This window comes from Bacteroidota bacterium (assembly GCA_016713925.1).
GTDB lineage: Bacteria > Bacteroidota > Bacteroidia > AKYH767-A > OLB10 > JAJTFW01.
On sequence record JADJOH010000002.1, the window covers coordinates 243,666 to 266,121 of the forward strand.

Below are 22,456 nucleotides of genomic sequence, written 5' to 3' on the forward strand. Positions count from 1 at the left end.
GAACTAAGTTTAAAAGAGTCAGGTTTTCCGGATTAATTTCCTACTTCATTATTTCGTCGGATAGTTTCCAGATCTTCTTCAGCAGTACGAATCACCGACTTCTTCATCTTCACCTTCTCCAACAGTTGCTTTTGCTCTTGTTCCGAATACTCCTTGCTCACTTGCAATTCTTTCTGATTTATTTTTGCAATAGCCATCCAGTTCACCGATAAATTTTGAACCTTGGTAGCGGAAGAAATAGTAAACCCCTTGCGATGAATATTCTTCACACATAAATGAATAGCATTGTTCAGAGGGGTAACAGAAACAACCGGCAGAGTGTTGCCCTGCAATGCGTTTGAAAATTCTTCATCAAACAGCACTGTTACTTCCGTTCCGGAAACAATCTCTGTTACACCAAAATCTGAAATATTCTTCATCGCACGAGTCAATTTATTCGATTTTTCATCTAACTCCTTCACTGCATTGACAAGAATATAGGTCAAAGCTCCATTATTCACATTCAGATAGGTCTCCCGTTTATTCACCTCACGGGCAATGGGAGTATATTCAAAAGATCCCACCATATAAGGGGCTGCCTTCTGTAATTCCTGAGCCAGAACACCTACATAATACGCATCCGTTGGCGTAGCTGCTTTGCCGTTATAGCTATAGTAAACCGGATTAATTTTCCCGATCGTTTCAAGCCCTTCTTTAAACGGACTAATATCCTTTTTCAAACGTTCATCCGAAACTACCGTCCATGTACTGGTCCCCGGTTTAGCTGCATCATCAAAAGCTAACTGGAAGTCATGGGTTGAATTGTTATTCAGATTGATGGAAACACCCGCCGAGTTTACACTATTGTTCAAATCAATGGTATTGGAGAAGTCTTTCAATCTTTCAATACTCCCGATCTGGGTAATTGTACCCAATGAGGAATTGTTTCTTCCTCTGTAAATAATAGTATCTCCCGTGGTATTCACGAAAATGTCAAATTGTGCGAATGGATTTACAACTCCCATGCTCACATTGCCCTTTCCTTTCACGCGCAGACGTTCCACATTTTTTGTTCTCACTATGAAGTCAACGGAATCGATATTCCCAATAAAATTAGTTGTAGCTAAGTTCCCGGTATTACCGGTCACCGACCAACCATTAGTGGTACCCAACAACGTCTTCCAAACAACACCATCAAAGAAGAAAAACTGATCAGTCGATGTTTCATACACCATCAATCCTTCTGCTGGAGTGACAATGGCAATCCGTTGTGCGGAAGTCATTCTGGGAACGAGCAACCCTTTGTTGGTTGAAGTTAGATCAAGCAAGGCCGATGCCGCAGGAGTGGCGTTATTGATACCCACATTTTGAGCGCGCACTTGCGGTAGATTTATTACAATCATTGCTGTAAAAAGCAGAAGCTGAAATTTCATAATTGTTTTCATTTTAAATTTTTAGAATTTTACTTTAGGCTACTATTATTTATTTAAGAATACTTCTACATGACTACAATTTAGCGTGTACTTTTAGGAATGGCAAGGGCTTTTTTGTAAGTGGCTTGTTTGAATTTGTAAATGGTGACACCAATCTATATCAGCTATTGTTTTTATACACTGTTTGATTTCAACGACTTTCGGGAACTCAAGTTACACTTACCTTTATGCTATCCGCTACAGCTATCCGTAAATCAGAAAGTGTTTGCACAGTAAATATTTACCCGGGCATGATTCTCCTGCCACTTATTGTACACGTAAAGTATACATTCCTAACATCTTATTACTTTAACTGACCACTGCTTTTGATCTGACAAATATCAAAACGCAAGACGGCATAGATCAATACGTGAAAAAGCGTATATTACTATACTTCTTCTTTAAAACATGATAAAATCATCCTAAATAATATATTAAAGTGATTAAATACTAACCACCGAAAAATCAGAAACGGACCTGTTTAGATTAATAAAATTGCCATAAATTCTATCACTTCATTTCCTCTTGTCCCTTTTCAGGAGCAGGAGCAGGTCTTAACTTCTCTTCAAAATTCTTTTTAATAAAATCCACTGCTTTTTTATGTGCATCTCCTGCAGCCACTTTGTCGAATTTAGGATTACTTGGATTTGCAAACGCATGGTCCGCATCGTAATTATAAACGGTCAATGATTTACCGGCTGATTTCATATCCGCCTGAAATTGGCTAACGACAGCAGGACTTATCCAGGCATCTCTTTTTGCATAAATTCCCAGCACAGGTGCTTCCAATGTGGCCAGTTTTGCGGTATCCTTTTCAGGCATTCCGTAATACACAACAGCACCATAATTTCTACTACCAGCCATCAACGCGGCTTGCAGACTCCATCCACCTCCCATACACCAGCCGATCATTTGATATTTTGAAAATTTCCCGCCATAATCCAATGCAGCCTTGATGATGCTTCTTGCCCTATCTTCTTTCAGCGATTGCATTAGTTTTCCCGCCAGATCGGGGTCCGAGGTTACTTGTTTATCGTATAAATCCAATGCCAGTACAGTAGCACCGGTCTCGAAATGCAACTGCTCTGCTTCCCTCTTGATATAGTCATTCAGGCCCCACCATTCATGGAAAACCAGGATCACCTTTCCCTCCGACTTACCGGATTTCACCTCAAAAACCGCTGCTTCCTTACCATCTTCCGTCTTCAGACTCACCATTTTACCGACCTTAGGCTGAAAATCAAGAGGTAAAGGAGGCATATGACCTGCTATAAATTTTTCATCTCCGGCAAAAGCTTTAAATGACAAACTCGCAGTTTCTTTATTAGAGCAGCAAGTGGTTTGGGCATTAGTAATTTGGAAAGAAATCAAACTCAACAGTATGATAAACAGAGGATAGCGCATAATGAATAGTATTTTGATTGTAAAAATAGCGAATACCGTTTCAATAACCTCAATCATAGCTTCAGTTTTCCTATTTTCGGACACCCTTAAACACGACTATGAACTACTGGCTGGTGAAGTCAGAACCCTTTAAATATTCCTGGCAGCAATTCGAGAAGGATGGTACTGCCATGTGGGATGGTGTCCGGAATTACCAGGCGCGTAATCACCTGCGAAGTATGCAGAAAGGCGATCTGGTTTTATTCTATCATAGCAATGAAGATCTGGCGGTAATGGGAATTGCAAAGGTGACCAAAACTGCCTACCAGGATCCTACTACAGAAGATGAAAACTGGGTTGCAGTAGATTTAAAGCCTTATAAAAAATTAAAACACCCCGTACCACTCTCAGCGATTAAAGCAGAACCCAAACTGAAAGAAATCCAAATGTTAAAACTAAACAGATTGTCAGTAGTATCGCTACGGCCGGAAGAATTTGATCTCTTACTCGCCATGAGCGAAAAAAAATAATCATTACTGAATCACCGTATCTTCTTTCTAAAAAATTTAACATTTAAACATTACTTAACCTGTTAAACATTGCACCTTGAAACGAACGCTACTCTATATTCCGTCATTTCTCCTGTTGCTTCTATTGCCCTTTACCATTGTTGCACAGCAAACAGGTTCAGTGCGCGGATTTCTTTATGATAAAGAAAATGGCGAGCCCGTACTCTTTACTCCCGTTTTTCTGAAGGGGACAGATTACGGCTCAATTACCGATGTCAATGGTTTTTACAGTATAACAAAAGTTCTTCCCGGGAGTTACACGCTTACCGTAAGTACTTTTGGCTACGATACGATTAACATTCCTATTCAAATTGCACCCGACCAGGTCTTGTCCAAACAGATTTATGTGACAAAAGGCATCATCAACCTTAAGTCGGTGGAGGTCTCTGCCGAAAAAGAAGCGCAGAAAACAGAAGTGCGGGCATCGGTGACCAAGATTACCCCGAAAGAAATAAAATCTGTCCCTGCCATCGGAGGAGAGCCTGACCTGGCGCAATACCTGCAGGTACTTCCCGGTGTTGTGTTCAGTGGTGATCAGGGAGGACAGCTCTATATTCGGGGCGGCACCGCCGTTATGAATAAAGTGTTATTGGATGGAATGATCGTTTATAATCCCTTTCACTCCATCGGTTTATTCTCCGTTTTTGATACGGATATTCTGCGTAATGCTGATGTATATACCGGAGGATTTCCGGCAGATTACGGCGACCGGATTTCATCTGTGATGGATATTACCACCAGGGATGGTAACAAGCGTCGGTTTGGCGGCAAAATCAGCGCTACAACCTTTGCCAGTAAGCTTCTCTTCGAAGGCCCTATCAAAAAACAAAAAGATGAGGGCGGAGGAAGTAGTTCTTTCCTGCTTTCTTACAAGAACTCCTATCTCGATCAGAGTTCGAAAATTCTTTATGACTATATTGACGATGAAGGATTGCCTTTTAACTTCCAGGATTTTTACGGGAAAGTATCGATGAATGGTGAAAATGGGTCTAAGTTAAATTTCTTTGGATTTGATTTCACCGATAATGCCGTTTTCAAAGATGTGACGGACATCAACTGGAAATCGAATGGTTTTGGTTCTAATTTCATTCTTGTACCGAAAGGTTCCAATACACTTATTGACGGAGTATTTGCTTATTCAAAATATCAAATCAAACAACAGGAAGCGAATGAAGCTCCCCGTAGCAGTGCTGTAAATGGATTCAATTTCGGTTTCAATTATACGAGTTTCATCAATAAGGATGAGTTGAAAATCGGATTAGAAGTATTGGGATTCCGAACAGAATTCACTACCAATACCGTTACCGGACTTAGCTACGAGCAGATAGAAAATACAACAGAGTTCGGGTCCTTTTTACGCTACTGGATTTCAAGAGAGAAAATTGTAATTGAACCCAGCATACGCTTTCAATATTTTGCTTCGCTATCGGAGTTTTCGCCCGAGCCTCGCATAGGAATCAAGTACAATGCGTTTGAAAAAGTACGATTTAAACTGGCGGGAGGGATGTATGCACAAAATTTAATCAGTGCCGTTTCCGACAGAGATGTGGTGAATTTATTTTACGGATTTCTAAGTGGTCCCGAAAGTCTCCCTGATCAATTTAACGGAAAAGAAGTCCCCACCCGTTTGCAAAAAGCCAGAGACATCATCTTTGGGGTGGAAATGGATGTCACTAAACATCTTGATATAAACATCGAAGGATTCTACAAGCAATTTGTGCAATTGTCAAATATCAATCGCGATAAAGTATATCCCGACAATGGTTTTTACTCGGACAAACCGGATTATCTCAAGAAAGATTTCATCGTGGAAGAAGGGAAATCTTATGGTGCCGATTTCGTAGCTAAATATGAATTAAAACGCATCTATTTATGGGCAGTATATTCGCTCACCTTTGTAGAGCGCTATGATGGAATTCGAACCTATCGACCTCACTTCGACCGTCGGCATAATATCAATCTCGTGGGTTCCTATACATTTGGGAAAAAGCTGGATTGGGAATTTAATGTAAGATGGAACTATGGATCCGGATTTCCGTTCAGTGGTACCGGAGGATTTTACGAGTATCAGAATTTTGAAGACGGCTTGTACACGGACCCATTGGCCGAGAATGGTGATTTGGGAATCGTTTATGGTCCGCTCAATGAAAAACGCCTCCCCTCCTATCATCGCCTTGATTTTAGTCTGAAAAAATCCATTGTGCTCGGTAAAAACTCCAATATGGAAATAACGGCCAGTGCGATAAACATCTATGATCGCGAAAATATTTTCTATTTTGACAGAGTCAGGTATCAACGTGTCAACCAATTGCCCTTCCTTCCCTCCTTCGGCGTGAACATGACATTTTGAAATCAAAACGCTTTCATTAATTTTATCGATTCATGAAAGCAGCTTCAGGTCATAAGAGCAAGGACAATCTCCAGTTCAACTGGGTGGTGGTATTTCTGCTGTTACCTGTCTTGTTTATTGTCAGTTATTGGAAGCAATTCAACGGGCTCTACGGCTCTGAATCGCATGAGAACTACCGCATCATGCAGGGGCTTTTCACATTTCTCTCGGGAGGAGCAGCACAGCCCAGTTATCATAGTCCAATTCTTTTTCCATTGGCCGGAGCTATTGTATCGCTCATCATCCCCAAATTATTTGCCTTGCAGTTTGTCAGTATTGTATCGGCGGGTGTCTGCTATATTTCCTTTTGTCGTCTGCTCAATCAAATTTATCCCGAAGGAACACAGCGACAACGGTATGCTTTTCTGATTTTATTTTTATCACCCTTTTATTTAAAAGCTGCCCTGGTTGGACTCGCTGATATGTTGAGTATGGCTTTTCTCATGATTGCACTTCTGGAAAGTTATAAATGGAGAAATTCCCGCAGCAGTCAGTCGATGTTATTCGCCACATGTGCAGCTGTTCTGGCTGTACAAACACGGTATGCTACTTTTCTCCTGCTGCTTCCTGTTTTACCCATGATATGGACAGCGGTCTCGAAGAGATTCTCGATTTTGTTAATTTGCATATTTGCTATCATTATCACTTATACACCCAGTATCTTTTTCAAAGGACAAGAAGGGCTCAACCTTCTGTTACATCCCTGGCTTAAAGAATGGTCGGCGCTTAATCTCTTCAGCAGCACATTTGAATTAAATGGAAATCCTGAAAAATATACGCTACCCAACATTGCATTTGTCATTAGTACCTTATTGCATCCGGGCTATTGCCTCATAGGTTTACTCTTCATCATCGTCAGTTTACGACTTAAATTCCGTTTACCACTGAGTTGGGTCATCAGCCATTTTCTTTTTCTACTTTTCATTGCCGGACTACCTGCTCAGAATTTACGCTATCTGCTTCCCGCATTTCCTATAGCCTTGCTGGCATTTTACCCTGCTTATGAGCTCATCATTTTCAAATTTCGCACAAGAAATCAACGCGTAGCTGTTTATGTAATTGCTGTAGCTATCCAAATCCTGCTTGCTATTAAAGTCATTACACCCGTCATTAAATATCAGCAAGAAGAATATGTTATCGCTACTTCGCTAAAATTAAAGCCGGTAACCACATTAAACACCTATGCCATTGACCCGGCGCTGAGAACTTACGAAATTCCTCAAGAAATCGTGAACATGTGGAGCACGCCTGATATGCTTTACATGAATGGCGATTTACTGCTCTTTAACAAAACCCGATTCAACAGCCAGGATAAAAATTTTGTTCCCTACAAGAACTATGTTACGCTTAGAAATCAGGGAAGATTGATGTTTTTAAACTCTTATCCGAATGGATGGGAACTGTATCGGATTAAGCAGTAGATTAATCAGGAAACATTCAGATTTATTTTTCGTAAACATGTTTTCCACTACAAAGCATGTCTTCGTCAGCTCAATACCGCAACTTTATTTCAGATGCACTTCGAACAGCTCTTCTGTCTCATGGAGCTGTGTTGCTGATTACTTTATGCATACCCGCCATCATAGCGAACAGATTCGGACTGCTGTATCTTGGACAAATACTACCGGTTTACATGTTATTTTACTTCCTTCAGTATTTGATTCATTTCAACTTTTCATACAGCATGAATACGGCAACTCCGGGACAGCATGATGATCTATTTACAGAATGGGAAAACGCTATTCGAGCCCGCACAACCATTGCCTTCCTCAGCGTTTCCACCTTATTTCTCCTCCAAATCCCGATCATCATTCTGCTAAGTGGATTCCTATGGTCGCTCTTCAGATTTTACAACTTAAGTTATTTTTTCATGCCGGGCGGGGATGCTCATTTGCCACATCGGATAATAATAGAATGGATACTACATCTCATCGGACTGGCAATTCTCATCGTATATCCCGGCATATTCACAGCGGAAATATTTTTCAATATTCTGGCAGGTTTAGAACTATTAAAATTTCTAATTCATTCTACGATTACCGGAGTAAATTTCAAATTTCCTCTATTACCCCGTGTCAATTTCACAGTGATTCAACAGAACACCTCCTACTTTATCAGCAGTCTGGTTTCCTTTCTGAAAAACAAAATCATTCTTTTGCCGGCAATTCTTATGCTACCGGGGCTTGCACTTGGAAAATTCTATATGATATTTCTATGGGTGATGGCCGGCATTCAAATCTCCTACCCGTTCATGAAAAATAAAATCAATTCATTTCAATTCTTAAACAATGGCGAAATAAATCGTCATAGCTTGAAATTCACCATCTATGGAAGTCTGGTTAGTTTCATTTGGACTTGTGGTGGATACTTCCTGCTTGCAGCAACTAACGCTGACCTCTATCGGCAACCGGAATTAATGATACCTGTATTTCTTATTAGTCTATTCTCCTTTTACAATATTCCAAAAGAATACTTACTCATAAAGTATCGGGAAGGTAGAAACATTGACCTGATGAATGGATTACTTCTTCCACTTCAAATTGCCGGTAGTGTTATCGCTTTTTCGAGTGGAAATTCAATACACTGCTTTTGGATTCTCCTGATCACATCAGTCCTCTACACTATAAGCATACATTACTTTTGCAGAAAATTGGTGTAAAAAAAAGAGCCTCTTTTTACAGAGACTCTTTTTCAATAATTTAAACGATCTTATCGTATCGTCACCATCTCACGAATTTTTGGAAGTGGCCAACATTCGTCATCAACAATCAATTCCAGTTTATCGACATGGTAACGGATCGTATCGAAATAGGCTTTGACCTTATCACAATAAGCAATGGCTCTTGAACGCACATTCTCGATCGCATTCGCTTTCTTTCTGGCCTCTACCATTTCGTCGACGTTCTTTTTAATGATGGTGAGATGAGCAGATATCTCACGAATCAATTCCAATTGGGTGGTATAAGTATCCTTCGGTAAACCGATATCTTTCATACCTTCCACATTCTGCACGAGGAGATGCTGGTACTTAATTGCAGCAGGGATGATATGATTACTGGCCAGATGTCCCATCACACGGGATTCGATCTGTATTTTCTTGATATACGTCTCGAGCATGATCTCGTGTCTTGCTTCGTTCTCACGATGACTGAAGATGCCATTTCGCTCAAAGAGATCCATTGATTTTTTCGTCACAAAAGCATCGAGAGCAGGAGGTGTTGTGGTCACATTGCTCAAGCCACGCTTCTTCGCTTCCTTCTTCCATTCTTCACCGTAACCATTGCCTTCAAAACGTATCGCCTTTGTATCCACAATATATTTACGCAATACTTTCAGAACTGCCTCGTCGGTTTTAATTCCTTTCTTCGCGATGGCCTCTACTTCCGCGTGGAACTTCTTCAACTGATCGGCTACGATGGTATTCAAAATCGTCATCGGATGTGCTGAATTCGCAGAAGAACCTACCGCGCGAAACTCGAATTTATTTCCTGTAAAAGCAAACGGTGATGTACGGTTACGATCTGTATTATCGAGGAGAATTTCCGGAATTTTACCGATGTTTAATTTTAACGCAGTCTTCTGCTCCGGTGTCATCTTCTTCTCGTTGACTGATTTCTCAATTTCATCCAAAACGGAGGAGAGCTGTCGTCCGAGGAAGATGGACATGATAGCCGGAGGAGCTTCATTGGCACCGAGGCGATGATCATTACTGGCTGTAGCTATAGAAGCACGCAGGAGGTCCGCATGTTCATGTACCGCTTTGATGGTGTTGATGAAAAACGTCAGGAACCAAAGATTGCTTTTCGGTGAATTACCCGGTGAGAGCAGATTTTTGCCGGTATTGGTGGTCATGCTCCAGTTATTGTGTTTACCGGAACCGTTGATGCCCGCATAAGGCTTCTCATGCAACAACACTTTGAAATTATGACGACGCGCTACCTTATCCATCAGATCCATCAATAACTGATTATGATCCACGGCGAGATTGATATCTTCAAACACCGGCGCACACTCGAATTGTGATGGGGCTACTTCATTGTGACGTGTCTTGAGCGGAATACCCAGCTTCAATGATTCCACTTCGAAATCCACCATGAACGAATTCACTCTGTCGGGAATAGATCCGAAGTAATGGTCTTCGAGTTGTTGTCCCTTCGCTGCCTCTGCACCAAACAAAGTACGACCTGTCATTTCCAAATCGGGACGAGCGTTGTAGATATCGATGTCAACAAGAAAATATTCCTGTTCAATACCAAGCGTCGACCAAACATTGGTGACATTCTTATCGAAGAACTGACAAACGGGAACCGCAGCCTGATTAAGGGCATGCAGTGCTTTTAATAATGGCGCCTTATAATCAAGGGTTTCGCCGGTATAGGAAACGAAAATAGTAGGGATGCAGAGCGTCTTTCCGGAGGGACTGTCCATGATGAACGCCGGGGAACTGGGATCCCAGGCCGTATAACCACGCGCCTCAAACGTATTGCGAATACCACCACTGGGGAAGGAAGAGGCATCCGGTTCCTGCTGCACAAGCGCGCTGGAGCTGAATGCTTCGATCGCACGACCTTCATCACTGAGTTCAAAGAAAGAATCGTGTTTTTCGGCTGTGGTACCCGTTAGAGGCTGGAACCAGTGTGTATAATGTGTCGCGCCCATGCTCACGGCCCAGTTCTTCATCGCTGCTGCCACGAGTTCTGCTACTTTGCGATCGATACGCTGACCGGTGGTAGTCGCTTCCATCACCTGCTTAAACACCTCTTTGCTGAGATATTTATGCATCTTCTCTTTGTCGAAGACATTTACTGCGTAATAATCAGAAACTTTTCCTGCAGGAGGAACCACCACAACGGGAGTGCGGTTGATACATTTTTCTAGTGCGCGGAAGCGGAGGATAGCCATTTTTTAATTTGAAGATTTTTTAATTTGAAGATTTGAAGATGTTATGATTTGTCGAGAGCTTTAGCTCGAGATCGCGAGCAACGCCTCGCTAAAGATTTGAAGATGGGTTAATTTGAAGATTTGATAATGAGATGCGAGGGTGAATGCTTTGTGAATGAATGTATGCTTGGATGAATGCTATAATTTGGGATTGCTATGTTGAATGATTGTTATGATGGGAGATGGCTGTGGGGAGATGGGTTAATCTCCCTGTCGGGAGACAGGTTTGAAGATGGGTTAATTTGAAGATTTGAAGATGTTATGATTTAATGAATGCTATATTGATTGAGTGTTTTATTGAGCGAAGGCTTGTTTAGAGATTGCTATTTGGGGAGATGCCTTTGAGGCGAAATGCCTTTGTGGGGAGATGGCTTTGTGGGGAGATGGGGAGGTTGGATTGGGAGTTTAGTATTAATCCGGGGCAAATGTATGAGATTTTGGGGGGTGGTGTCAAGAAAAAGGTGTTTTTTTTCAACATACCCCTGTTGTTTTAGGGGGGATGGTTAATAAAAAGAGGTTTTTTATGGAAATGGTCAGGATTTTTTGGGGTGATCTGGCTTTTTTGGAAAATTTTAGGGGATTAAGGGCGAGGGCGGGGAGATGTGTAGTGATAGCGTGTCCTGCTTTACCTCAATGCGATAAACAAAGAATTTGAGAGGATCAATATAAAGAAGGATCGGCCTGTGAAAAAGGGCAAAAGATGATTAATCTTACATAAGGATTGAAAAATGTGGTTGGAGAGTGAGCAGATTTATCGCTCAATTCTTTTGAGTTTGAGACCGATAATGGGTCTCACGATAAGCGGAACTTTCTCTACGGCTACTGTACTTGTATCGAGTCCGAAAGCTTTTTCTTCAGGGAGGGCGACGCGCTTGATGAGGAAATACAGATCCATAATAATTTTCTGGCGCCAGGGGAGATCATTGTCTACGCTCAGGAACTTCTCCATCACCACGAATCTGAAATCGCCGGTCAGGTGACGTTTCTCCAGAGAAGGGTAACGACTAACGATATTTACTTCCTTATTTTTCACCAGGTCTTCCACCACATGACGGAACATCAGGTTAATCCTTGGATCAATACGGAAACCAATTTTAAAATCAACACGCATCAGCTTATCCTTCATCACCTCGGTCACTTTGTATTCGAGGGTATAGGGTTCATCCAACACATCCACATGCACAAACCAATACATATCAGCACGCTTGGGTTGCTTATATAAAATGGAATGAACTACTTTCTCCTCGATTTCATTCACATAATTGGCGCTGGTCAGGTAGACAAGATGCGTGGCGTACTTTGGAATAGTGGTGTCGCTGCTCAGCTTCTCCAGCAAGGGAAGGAACTCATCCACTTTCACAAACTCTACCAGTTTGTTCCTGATCTTCCTTGAATAATAAAGCACAATCATTACCGTAATCAAGACACTGGCAATCAAAAATGTCACCCATCCGCCATGAGAAAATTTCGCCAGATTCGCTGCCAGAAAGCTAAAATCAATGGTGAGATAAACAGGCAATAATACATAGGCCAGAATTTTGGGATACTTGTAGAGAATAAGATAATTCGTCAATAAGATGGTAGTCATTAAAAAAGTGGTGACTATAGCTAAACCATAGGCCGCTTCCATCTTCGAAGACTCTTCAAAATAAAGCACCACTGCGATACAACCTGCATAAAGCAACCAGTTGAGGGAAGGGATATACAATTGTCCGCGCAAATCAGAAGGGTAAACCACCTTCACCTTCGGCCAGAAATTTAAACGGATGGCTTCGTTGATCAACGTAAAGGAACCGCTGATCATCGCCTGAGAAGCTATAATTGCGGAGGCAGTAGCGATGCCAATACCGATAGGCAAAAACCAATCCGCCATAATCAGATAAAAAGGATTACCACCATCCAGTGTTTGTCCATTATGCTCCATTAAATAGACACCTTGTCCGAAATAATTCAACAGCAACATGGCTTTCACAAAACCCCATGTCAATCGCACATTCTTCTTACCACAATGTCCGAGGTCGCTATATAAGGCTTCGGCACCCGTTGTACAAAGGAAGACCGCCCCCAGCAACCAAAATCCCCCGGGATGATCGAACAGCAAATCGGCCGCATACATGGGATTGATCGCCTTAAAAACTGTAAAATCTTTTCCAATACTTAAAATACCCAGCACCCCCAGCATCCCAAACCAAAGTAACATCACCGGACCAAAGAACTTCCCTATGAAGTTCGTCCCGAAGCGCTGGATCACAAACAAAGCCGTGATAATACTGATCACGATGGGTATGGTTGGAATATCCGGACGAATCGCCTGCAACCCTTCCACTGCTGATGCCACGGAAATGGGCGGCGTGATTATACCATCATACTACCTCCAATCAGCGCCGGAAAAACAAGCCAGGCAATTTTTCGTCGACGCACAAGGGCGTATAAAGAAAAAATACCACCTTCTCCTTTATTATCAGCACGAAGGGTCAGGATGACATACTTCAGGGTAGTTTGCAGGGTAATTGTCCAGAAAATACAGGAAAGTCCCCCTAAAATCACTGAAGTTTCAATGGGTCCTTTCCCCACTATCGCCTTCATCACATAAAGCGGCGAAGTACCGATATCACCATAAATAATACCCAAAGTCACCAATAATCCGGCGGCCGTAATTTTCTGATGTGAGGTATGGGAGCTCAAGGGGTTGAAAACCGAGGTGCAAATGTAGTAGTTTAATGTTTAAAGTATACCATGAAGCGTATCGCTTTTTAGCGATTCTGCTTCATGGTTTAAGGTTTAAAGTTCAAGGTTTAAAGTTTACCATGAAGCGTATCGCTTTTTAGCGATTCTGCTTCATGGTTTAAGGTTTAGGGTTTGAATGTTCCTATAAAATTAAAATCCCCGGAAAATTCCAGGGATTATTGGTAGCGGGGATAGTCCCGATGGCTATCGGGATCGAACCTATGTCCAAGGTGGCATGTATGAGTATAATGAGTTATTGAAGGTTCTTATAAAATTAAAATCCCCGGAAAATTCCAGGGATTATTGGTAGCGGGGATAGTCCCGATGGCTATCGGGATCGAACCTATGTCCAAGGTGGCATGTATGAGCGTAACGAGTTTTGAAGGTTCTAACACTAACGAGTTTTTGAAGGTTCTTATAAAATTAAAATCCCCGGAAAATTCCAGGGATTATTGGTAGCGGGGATAGTCCCGATGGCTATCGGGATCGAACCTATGTCCACGGTGGCAGGTATGAGTATAATGAGTTATTGAAGGTTCCTATAAAATTAAAATCCCCGGAAAATTCCAGGGATTATTGGTAGCGGGGATAGGACTCGAACCTATGACCTTTGGGTTATGAGCCCAACGAGCTACCTCTGCTCCACCCCGCACTGTATGTTTTCTGTGCTATGTTAAAAACCTAAAAATCCTTAAGCGGGGTGCAAAGTTAAGAATAACTAAACCAAATCCAATGCTTTTAGAGAAATAGAATATTACAATTTGATTTTCAAATGATTAATCAATAATAATTGATTTCAATAGAGAATTTCAACACTTCTTAGAAAATGTTTAGTTCGATTTTAAATTATACTTAATGAAAATTTTTCGTGGTATTTGAATCTATTTCCGGTGTCACCCTTTCCGTAATGACAGGTCGCGACCTGTCATTACGGAAGGGGTGACACATCGCGACCTGTCACTACATACAGAATATACAACCCGGGACATCGCTGGTGACAGGTCGCGACCTGTCACTACATAACGAATGGAATATGTCAAATCAATACACATTCACCTCCGGATCAATTCTGACGCCGAATTTTTCGATGACGCTGTCGCGGATTTTCAGGGCGAGTTCGTAGATTTCCTTGCCGGTGGCTTCTCCGTAGTTGACCAGCACCAGGGCCTGGTCTTTGTGTGAGCCGGTATGTCCGACTACCTTGCCCTTCCAGCCGCATTGCTCGATGAGCCAGCCTGCTGCTAATTTTACTTTTCCGGGAAGGGTCGGATAGCCAACAACGTTAGGATGGGCTGCTTTGAGTTGATCAAATACCTGCTGATCTACTTCCGGATTTTTGAAGAAACTGCCGGCATTACCTAATACTTTTGGATCCGGGAGTTTGCTGCGCCTGATGTTGATGACGGCATTGCTGACATCGCGTACCCCCGGCACCGTTATACCCATATGCTGTAACTCCTGTGCGATGGCTCCATAGGAAGTATTTAATTGCGGATTCCTGCTCAGGCAAAAAGTGACATGGGTGATAAAAAAGCGATTCTTCAGTTCATGCTTAAAAACACTCTCCCTGTATCCGAATTTACAATCGGCAGCAGAGAACTTACGGATTTCCATCGTGTCCAGTTGCAAGGCATCCAGTTCATAAAAAGAATCTTTCAGTTCTACTCCGTACGCGCCGATGTTTTGCATGGGCCCCGCTCCTACACTACCGGGAATCAGACTGAGGTTCTCCATTCCTCCCAGTCCTTGTTCTATAGACCACATCACCAAATCATGCCAGGTCTCTCCTGCTCCGGCTCGTACCCAAACCCGTTGATCGTCCTGGCGTATTATTTCAATTCCGGAAATCCGGTTGAGCAATACCAGTCCATCTACATCGCGGGTGAAGAGGATATTGCTTCCTCCGCCAAGGATGAGGCGGTCCTGGTGTTTCAGATGATCGTCGGTGAGTGCTTCGCGTAAGTTTTCTGTGCTGTCAATGCTTAATAAATATTTTGCTTTGACGTCAATGCCAAAAGTGTTGTAGGGTTTTAGAGATATGTTCTTCTCGACAGGCATCAGTATGATATAATTTAATCTTTATAGTACGAATTTAGTTAATTAAATGAAGCAATTTCAGTAGACAAAATATTTTCTCAGTAACCACTAAGTCACTAAGGCCACTTAGGACACTAAGAGCAGTAAGAAAACTCCCATTTGATTAGTAATTATATTTGTCTTTCCAGCGCTCCTTGAGGAATTTGCGGAGTTCTTTTTCGCGGGCGTTGTCGCCGGGTTCGTAGAATTTCATGGCTTTGAGGCGGTCGGGAAGATATTCCTGTTGGGCGAAGTTGTTTTCGAAATCGTGGGCATAACGGTATCCCTTACCGTAATCCAGGTCTTTCATTAATCCTGTGGGGGCGTTGCGGAGATGTAAGGGGACCGGTGCATCTCCATAATCTCGTACAGCCTTCTGTGCACTCTTGAGTCCGATATAGCTGGCATTGCTCTTCGCTGAGGAAGCCAGATAAGTCACTGCCTGTGAAAGCACGATGGCACATTCGGGATAGCCGATTAATTCCACGGCATTGAAGCAAGCTGTTGCAAGTAATAACGCATTGGGGTTGGCGTTGCCGATATCTTCAGAAGCCAGGATTACCAAACGACGTGCAATGAATTTAGGATCCTCTCCACCCTCTACCATTCTGGCCAGCCAATACAATGCGGCATTGGGATCACTGCCACGGATGGATTTGATAAAGGCAGAAATAATATCGTAATGTTGTTCACCACCCTTGTCATAGACAGCAATGCGTTGTTGCGCAATTTTCATCACACCGGCATCGGTAATCTTTACCGGATCAGTCTCTGTAGAATTAATTACCAGTTCGAGTAGATTCAGCAATTTGCGGGCATCCCCACCCGATAGACCATAAAGCGCACTCTTCTCAAGGACTTCCACCGCACGTTTCTTCAATTGTTCATCTTTCTCCAAAGCCGTTTTCACGAGAAGATCCAATTCCTCCTCTTTCAACGTTTCAAGGATATACACCTGACAACGGGAGAGCAAGGGACGAATGACTTCAAAAGAAGGGTTCTCTGTCGTGGCGCCAATGAGCAACAAGGTGCCCTGTTCTACTGCAGCGAGGAGTGAATCCTGTTGCGATTTATTAAAGCGATGGATCTCATCGATAAACAACACTGCTCTTCCGCTCTCTTTCGCTTTCGCAATCACTTCTCTGACATCCTTCACCCCGGCACTGATCGCACTCAGGGAGAACATCGGCAAATTTGCTTCGGAAGCCAGTATAGTAGCCAGTGTAGTTTTACCTGTACCGGGAGGTCCCCAAAAAATGATAGAGGGTAAATGTCCGCTATGCAATAAATTTCTTAAAACACCATTTGGTCCGGCGAGATGAGATTGACCCACCACCTCTTCGAGTTTATGTGGGCGCATCCTTTCCGCTAAAGGGATGCCGGAATTCATCATGGCATGCCGGCGTCTTTAGAAATCGCCTTCACCGTTATTTCAATCCGGTTGTTTCGTTCATGTTCTTCCTCAATGCAAAGAATACCATTCACGCATTTATTCAACAACTTCGCTTCACCATACCCTTTGGCGGAGAGACGTGATTCAGCAATGCCCTGTGTAACCAAATAACTTAACACTAACTCCGCACGTTTTTGGGTTAAGATGATATTATCGGCATCACTATTTCTGGAATCGGTGTAGGAACCAATCTCCACTTGCAATCTGGAATTATCCAGAAGTAAAGTAGAAAGAAATTGCAGCGTCTCGCCGGAGGTCACCTTAAGCTGATAATCCTTTTTCTTAAATGCAACACCTTGCCAAACGAAGGGTTTATTTAACTGCACTTTCCTCAACTCCACTTTTACTTTCAGGGTATCAGAAAATTTTAATCCAACCGTACTCTCTTCTGTCGTGACTAAAAAATACTCGGGATGATCACATCTGAATTTATACACATGTCCGGGTTGAACATCCAGTTTCAACTCACCAAGTCCATTGGTTGTAAAAATTTTCTCATTGGCATTATCCACCATCATCTTCACTCTGACACCTGGGATAGGCGTACCCGCCTGCACTTCAGTGATAGCTAAAAACATATTCAGTTGAGGCGGATGTTTCTCGAATCCGTAGATTTTATCGACATTGCCATTTCTGGAAGAGGAAAAATATCCTTCCATTCCTGTTGAATCCATAATAAAGCTGAAATCATCCTGTGAAGAATTTATGGGATAACCCAGATTTTCTGCAGTACTCCATTCTCCCTGGACAAACTTTGACTCATAGATATCAAGACCACCCATACCGGTACGTCCATCGGAGGCAAAATAGAGCAAGGAATCATTCGCCATAAAAGGAAAAAGCTCATTCCCTTCGGTATTCACTCCGGCTCCCAAATTCACCGGATTACTCCAACGTTCTCCTCCTTCCCATCGGACCATATACAAATCCGATCCACCATAACCCCAGGGCATATCCGAAGAAAATATCATCATCGCTCCGCTTGCATTCAGGGCCGGATGACCGACAGAATACTCATTGCTGTTAAAATACATGGGACCTTTGATTTTCCATTCGCCCAATTCATTATCGGCTTTGAATATCTTCAGGACATTAACATTTTTATTATTTTTCTCTGCTCTGTTGCTGACATAATTATTCCTGGTAAAATACATGGTATTGTATCCATTGGAAAAGACGACAGGCCCCTCATTAAATTTACCATTCACATCACCGCGAAGGGTTCGATATCCATCCAGTTACCGCGATCGGTTTTCTTCGCGTAAAACAAATCAAGGAACCTGTTACCCGTTCCATCTGAAACAGCTTTTGAAAGCCCCTTCACACTCCGATCCGAAAGAAAGACAATACCGCTTCTGAAAAAAGCCGGGCTAAAGAAATTATCATGAGGTGTATTAAACTTCAATAAGGAAATCGAATAGAGCGTCGTGTCCCGGTAAAAAACTGCGATACTATCACAGGCGTTTAACATTCTTTGCGCTTTAAAATCACTTTTATTAAACTCCAGGTACTTTTCAATATGCACTTTTGCTTCTTTATAATTGCCATTTCTCATCATGGCTTGTGCAAGAAACAAATTCCATTCAGGACGAGCATCGGGTAATTTAATTGCTCTGCGGTACCAATATTCTGTCTTCACCGAATTCCCCATCTGCAAATAACAATCGGCAATATTCGCTGTAGCTTCAGGAATAATTTTTCTACTCAGCACGTACTCATACTCATTTGCGGCACTGGCGTAGGCAAATTGCTGATAATATTCGTTAGCTGAACGCAAATGGACATTGAGACATCCTCCGGTCATCCCCGCGATCGAAATCAGCAATAATCCAATAAAAATTCGCGAATGTCTCATCAGAAGTAGCGTGGGGATTTCATTTTTGTAACAGGGAAACCAAAATCGTAACCAATCATAAATTCATGAGAACCGGAATTATAATTTCCCAATTCACCGAGTGTATAATCATACGAATATCCAACTCTCATTTTACGGCTAATCTGGTATTCGAATAAGACTATAATTGCTTCATCGGAACGATAGGAAGTTCCCAGCCAGAAAATTTCATTGATCAGCATATTCAGATTCAAATCATATTGCATTTTTGCACCGGCTTCATAACGCAAGAGGAAGGATGGTTTAAACTTCAACTCACGTTCTGTTTCTATCACACCTCCAGCCGTTACATAATAACGTCTTACTTGTTTATGTACCGGCTCTCCGGGTTCAATGGAAGAATTGTCATTGGGGTCGTAGCTCAGAAGAAATGGTGCAGACACGCCCGCATAAAATAAATCCCTGTAATAATAAGCACCCAATCCTGCATTCGGTAATAAGTTACTGAAGGTATTATAATCAAACACCTTATCACCCGGATCCCAATACGTCAATTTCACTACTTCAGAGCTAAAATTACTTACGCCTGCTTGCAGACCGACAGAGAGTTTTCCAACACCCAGCGGTAGATGATAAGCGAGCATACCATACACGTCCGTTTGTTTAGTCACACCAATTTTATCCTGTTGCAGGAGCATTCCCAATCCCAGTTTTTTCTTCTTGAGCAGACCATGAATAGTACCGGAATACGTTACCGGTGCACCTTCCATTCCGGCCCATTGCTTTCTGTACATCATGGTGGTACTTACATACTCTTTACTTCCCGCATAAGCAGGATTCAGCAACAAGCCATTAAACATATAATGACTCATCAACGGACTTTGCTGAGCGAAAGCAGATGAACAACTCATCGCGAATACTAAAATCAGGTAGATCCTCCTCATCGTCTTAAATCAATATAAGTATTATACACTTTATTAATAAAATTCACTTTCACAATAACGAAATAGGTTCCATCCGCTAAAGGATACCCTTCATTATCGGTTCCGTACCAGTCATTCCTATAACTCTTTTGCGTGTAGACATTCTGACCCCATCGATTATAAACGACAATCTCATTATCGGGATACTCCTCGAGACCCTTAATTACAAGATAATCATTACTGCCATCAAAATTGGGAGAGAATGCTGTAGGCAATTGAATTTTAGGAAGGCATTCCAGGCTATCTCGTCTGAAAATATTCACTACAGCAGAATCTCTGCAGGTACCATTAACGACTGTCCATAAGAAAGTATTATTTCCAAAATTCAGTCCTATCACCCTGGTGAAGGCGCGAGAAGTATCATCAATCTGTACATCGCCCGTTAAAGAGGTCCAATACCCATAGCCAAATTCAGGTCTAGTGGCATTGAGATTCACCTCACTATTACAAACACTTCTATCTGTTCCTCCAATGGCTTCAATTTCTGACGTTACCGTAATGGTTAATTGATCATCATCGGAACAAATCCCATCTGAGATCGTCCATAACAACACGTTATCACCATTGGCAAGGTTAGAGATCGTACTTGAAGGAGAAGTAGAATCCGAAAACGAAATTGTATTTAAAGAACTTATCACCTGACAGTAACCAATGCCGAGGGCAGGTGTATCCGCGAAGAGTGTAACATTATTCTCACCGCAAATATTAAATCCGTTCCGGCATTGGCAACCAGTTGTTGAGGTTGCGTTAAAAGGAAAGTCGGATAAGTACCACAATTATTATCATCTGTAATAAAGACGGTATAAAGATCTGACGTAAGGTTTTGCAAATTTTGAGTGATAGCACCATTACTCCAAACGAAATTATAGGGTGCAGTACCCCCGGTTACACTCAGGAATAATTCACCATCCGCCAATCCAAAGCAGCTAATATTATAGGGAGGATTATTTTGAGGGGAAACGGAGTTAATAGTATAGGGCTGTGGTTCTGTTAAAGTAATTGTCCGGATAGCGACACATCCGAGTGCGTCCGTAATAGTTACAGTATAAAGCCCCTGAGAGAGATTTGTTAAGGCTGAATCCGTATTCGAAAGTCCGGCCCAGGAATAAGTCAATGGCAATGATACACCGGTTGCAGTTATAGCGATAAATCCGTCTAATCCTCCATTACAGGTAATATTAGAAGAATCAACAGCCAAAATAACGGGGCCGGAGAGGTTACTGATATTCGCAATATTTGAAACTGAACATCCATTAAAATCAGTAACGGTTACAGTGTAACTACCGGCTGCGAGATTTGCAAGAGAATCATTCACGCTTCCATTCGACCATAGAAAACTATATCCGGGAATTCCTCCACTTGCGTTCACCACTACCTGACCGTTAGTGAGGCCACAAGCAGCATTTTGCAACCCTGAAAATGAAATCAACAACTCCTGCGGCTGACTTATGTTAAAAGCCTGAGAACCGGTACATCCTCTGTTATCTGTAACTATGACAGAATAATTTCCTGCTGCAAGATTATTAACATCCTGAGTAGTCTGACTTGTGTTCACCCAGGTATACAGATAAGGGGTCACTCCTCCATTGATATCAATATCAATACTGCCGTCAGCAGTTCCAAAACAACTGACACTATCTACAGTTACACTTGAAATTACCGGTATTCCAGTATTTGAAATCGTAAAACTTGTATCAAATCTACAAAAAGCAGCATCAGTAACTGTCACGGTATAAGTACCGGAATTCAATCCTGAAATTGTTGACGATGCATTACCGGTGTTCCACAAATAAGTATAGCCGGAAGTCCCCCCGGTTGTTTGAGCGACAATAATTCCATTACTGAGATTACAACTTGGCTCTGTAAGAGTAGCGTTTACTTGCAGTGCTGATGGTTCTGCTATAGTATCTACAAACAAATTCGTACAACCATTGTCATCTGTGACAGTTAAAGTATAAATACCTGCAGGAACATTCGAGAGATTTTGACTAACACTGCCATTGCTCCATAAATAACTAAAGGGTGCAGTTCCGAAAAGCACATCTATCGCAAGTTGCCCGGTACTGTCGCCCGGACAAGTTACAGCAGTCATGCTCACTAATGTAACAGCAGGACCATTCAGATTGCCAATAACGACATTCTCTACTTTAGTACATCCGTTCGCGTCTGTAACTGTTACGGTATAAGAACCGGCTACAACATTATTTATTGAATCAACTGTTCCACCATTCGACCATAAGTAGGTATATCCGGGTACACCTCCATTCACAGTGACAAAGGCCGCTCCGTTTGCACTACCACAACTGGCATCTACTACTGCTGACTGAATGATAATATCAGTAGGTTGGGTAACCGTCACGAATGCAGTATCCTTGCAGCCTGTATTATCAGTAACAATCAAGGAATAATTTCCAGCAGGAATAGCATTCAAGTCCTGTGTTGTCTGGCCGGATGACCAGATATATTGAAATGGGTTTGAGCCTCCGGAAACGGAAATATTGATCGCACCATTTGACAAGCCAAAACAGGAAACATTTGTCAGTTGATTCACATTCAACTGTGGACCATTCAGATTTTGTACCCGAATGGTATCCTGCCTGACGCATAAATTCTGATCCGTTACAGTCACGGTAAATAAGCCCGCAGCCAC

General features: G+C 42.2%; 14 protein-coding genes, 1 tRNA gene and 1 pseudogene. 4 read left to right on the forward strand and 12 right to left on the reverse strand.

Annotated features, from left to right (window positions below):
• Window positions 1-32 precede the first annotated feature (32 nt).
• Both IPJ86_01065 and IPJ86_01070 read right to left on the reverse strand, forming a co-directional pair.
• Window positions 33-1,412, reverse strand: a complete 1,380-nt coding sequence (locus IPJ86_01065; GenBank protein MBK7885926.1) for a tail fiber domain-containing protein — start codon at window positions 1,410-1,412, stop codon at window positions 33-35.
• Between the two features lie 549 nt (window positions 1,413-1,961).
• Complete coding sequence (locus IPJ86_01070) at window positions 1,962-2,855, reverse strand: dienelactone hydrolase family protein (GenBank protein MBK7885927.1); 894 nt, start codon at window positions 2,853-2,855, stop codon at window positions 1,962-1,964.
• Window positions 2,856-2,953: 98 nt separating this feature from the next.
• Here IPJ86_01070 and IPJ86_01075 point away from each other — a divergent pair, with 98 nt between their 5' ends.
• From IPJ86_01075 to IPJ86_01090, 4 genes are all read left to right on the forward strand, one after another.
• Complete coding sequence (locus IPJ86_01075) at window positions 2,954-3,364, forward strand: EVE domain-containing protein (GenBank protein ID MBK7885928.1); 411 nt, start codon at window positions 2,954-2,956, stop codon at window positions 3,362-3,364.
• A gap of 76 nt (window positions 3,365-3,440) precedes the next feature.
• Entirely contained in the window at window positions 3,441-5,753 is a 2,313-nt protein-coding gene (locus tag IPJ86_01080; GenBank protein ID MBK7885929.1) for a TonB-dependent receptor, read from the forward strand.
• Between the two features lie 32 nt (window positions 5,754-5,785).
• Entirely contained in the window at window positions 5,786-7,213 is a 1,428-nt protein-coding gene (locus tag IPJ86_01085; protein MBK7885930.1) for a hypothetical protein, read from the forward strand.
• Between the two features lie 56 nt (window positions 7,214-7,269).
• The gene (locus IPJ86_01090) at window positions 7,270-8,451 is read left to right on the forward strand and encodes a hypothetical protein (GenBank protein ID MBK7885931.1); all 1,182 of its coding nucleotides are present in this window, start codon (window positions 7,270-7,272) and stop codon (window positions 8,449-8,451) included.
• 50 nt (window positions 8,452-8,501) lie between these two features.
• Here IPJ86_01090 and IPJ86_01095 read toward each other — a convergent pair whose 3' ends face one another.
• The 10 genes and pseudogenes from IPJ86_01095 to IPJ86_01140 form a co-directional block, all read right to left on the reverse strand.
• A complete protein-coding gene (locus tag IPJ86_01095; protein MBK7885932.1) occupies window positions 8,502-10,694 on the reverse strand; it encodes a glutamine synthetase III in 2,193 nt (730 codons plus the stop codon).
• A 790-nt stretch (window positions 10,695-11,484) separates the two neighbouring features.
• Window positions 11,485-13,418: pseudogene (locus tag IPJ86_01100) on the reverse strand (KUP/HAK/KT family potassium transporter).
• A 619-nt stretch (window positions 13,419-14,037) separates the two neighbouring features.
• Window positions 14,038-14,112, reverse strand: a tRNA-Met gene (locus tag IPJ86_01105).
• Window positions 14,113-14,501: 389 nt separating this feature from the next.
• A complete protein-coding gene (gene murB / locus IPJ86_01110) occupies window positions 14,502-15,518 on the reverse strand; it encodes a UDP-N-acetylmuramate dehydrogenase (protein MBK7885933.1) in 1,017 nt (338 codons plus the stop codon).
• A gap of 142 nt (window positions 15,519-15,660) precedes the next feature.
• Window positions 15,661-16,926: a replication-associated recombination protein A gene (locus tag IPJ86_01115; protein ID MBK7885934.1), complete on the reverse strand. Its 1,266-nt coding sequence runs from the start codon at window positions 16,924-16,926 to the stop codon at window positions 15,661-15,663.
• On the reverse strand, window positions 16,926-18,197 hold the full coding sequence (locus IPJ86_01120) for an OmpA family protein (protein MBK7885935.1): 1,272 nt from the start codon (window positions 18,195-18,197) through the stop codon (window positions 16,926-16,928). The genes IPJ86_01115 and IPJ86_01120 overlap by 1 nt, the downstream gene beginning before the upstream one ends.
• The gene (locus tag IPJ86_01125) at window positions 18,194-18,844 is read right to left on the reverse strand and encodes a hypothetical protein (GenBank protein ID MBK7885936.1); all 651 of its coding nucleotides are present in this window, start codon (window positions 18,842-18,844) and stop codon (window positions 18,194-18,196) included. The genes IPJ86_01120 and IPJ86_01125 overlap by 4 nt, the downstream gene beginning before the upstream one ends.
• Window positions 18,844-19,767, reverse strand: a complete 924-nt coding sequence (locus IPJ86_01130) for a type IX secretion system membrane protein PorP/SprF (GenBank protein ID MBK7885937.1) — start codon at window positions 19,765-19,767, stop codon at window positions 18,844-18,846. Before IPJ86_01130 ends, IPJ86_01125 begins: the two co-directional genes overlap by 1 nt.
• Window positions 19,764-20,444 (reverse strand): gliding motility-associated C-terminal domain-containing protein, encoded by a 681-nt coding sequence (locus IPJ86_01135; GenBank protein MBK7885938.1) that lies wholly within the window; start codon window positions 20,442-20,444, stop codon window positions 19,764-19,766. Before IPJ86_01135 ends, IPJ86_01130 begins: the two co-directional genes overlap by 4 nt.
• Entirely contained in the window at window positions 20,441-22,456 is a 2,016-nt protein-coding gene (locus IPJ86_01140) for a SprB repeat-containing protein (GenBank protein MBK7885939.1), read from the reverse strand. Before IPJ86_01140 ends, IPJ86_01135 begins: the two co-directional genes overlap by 4 nt.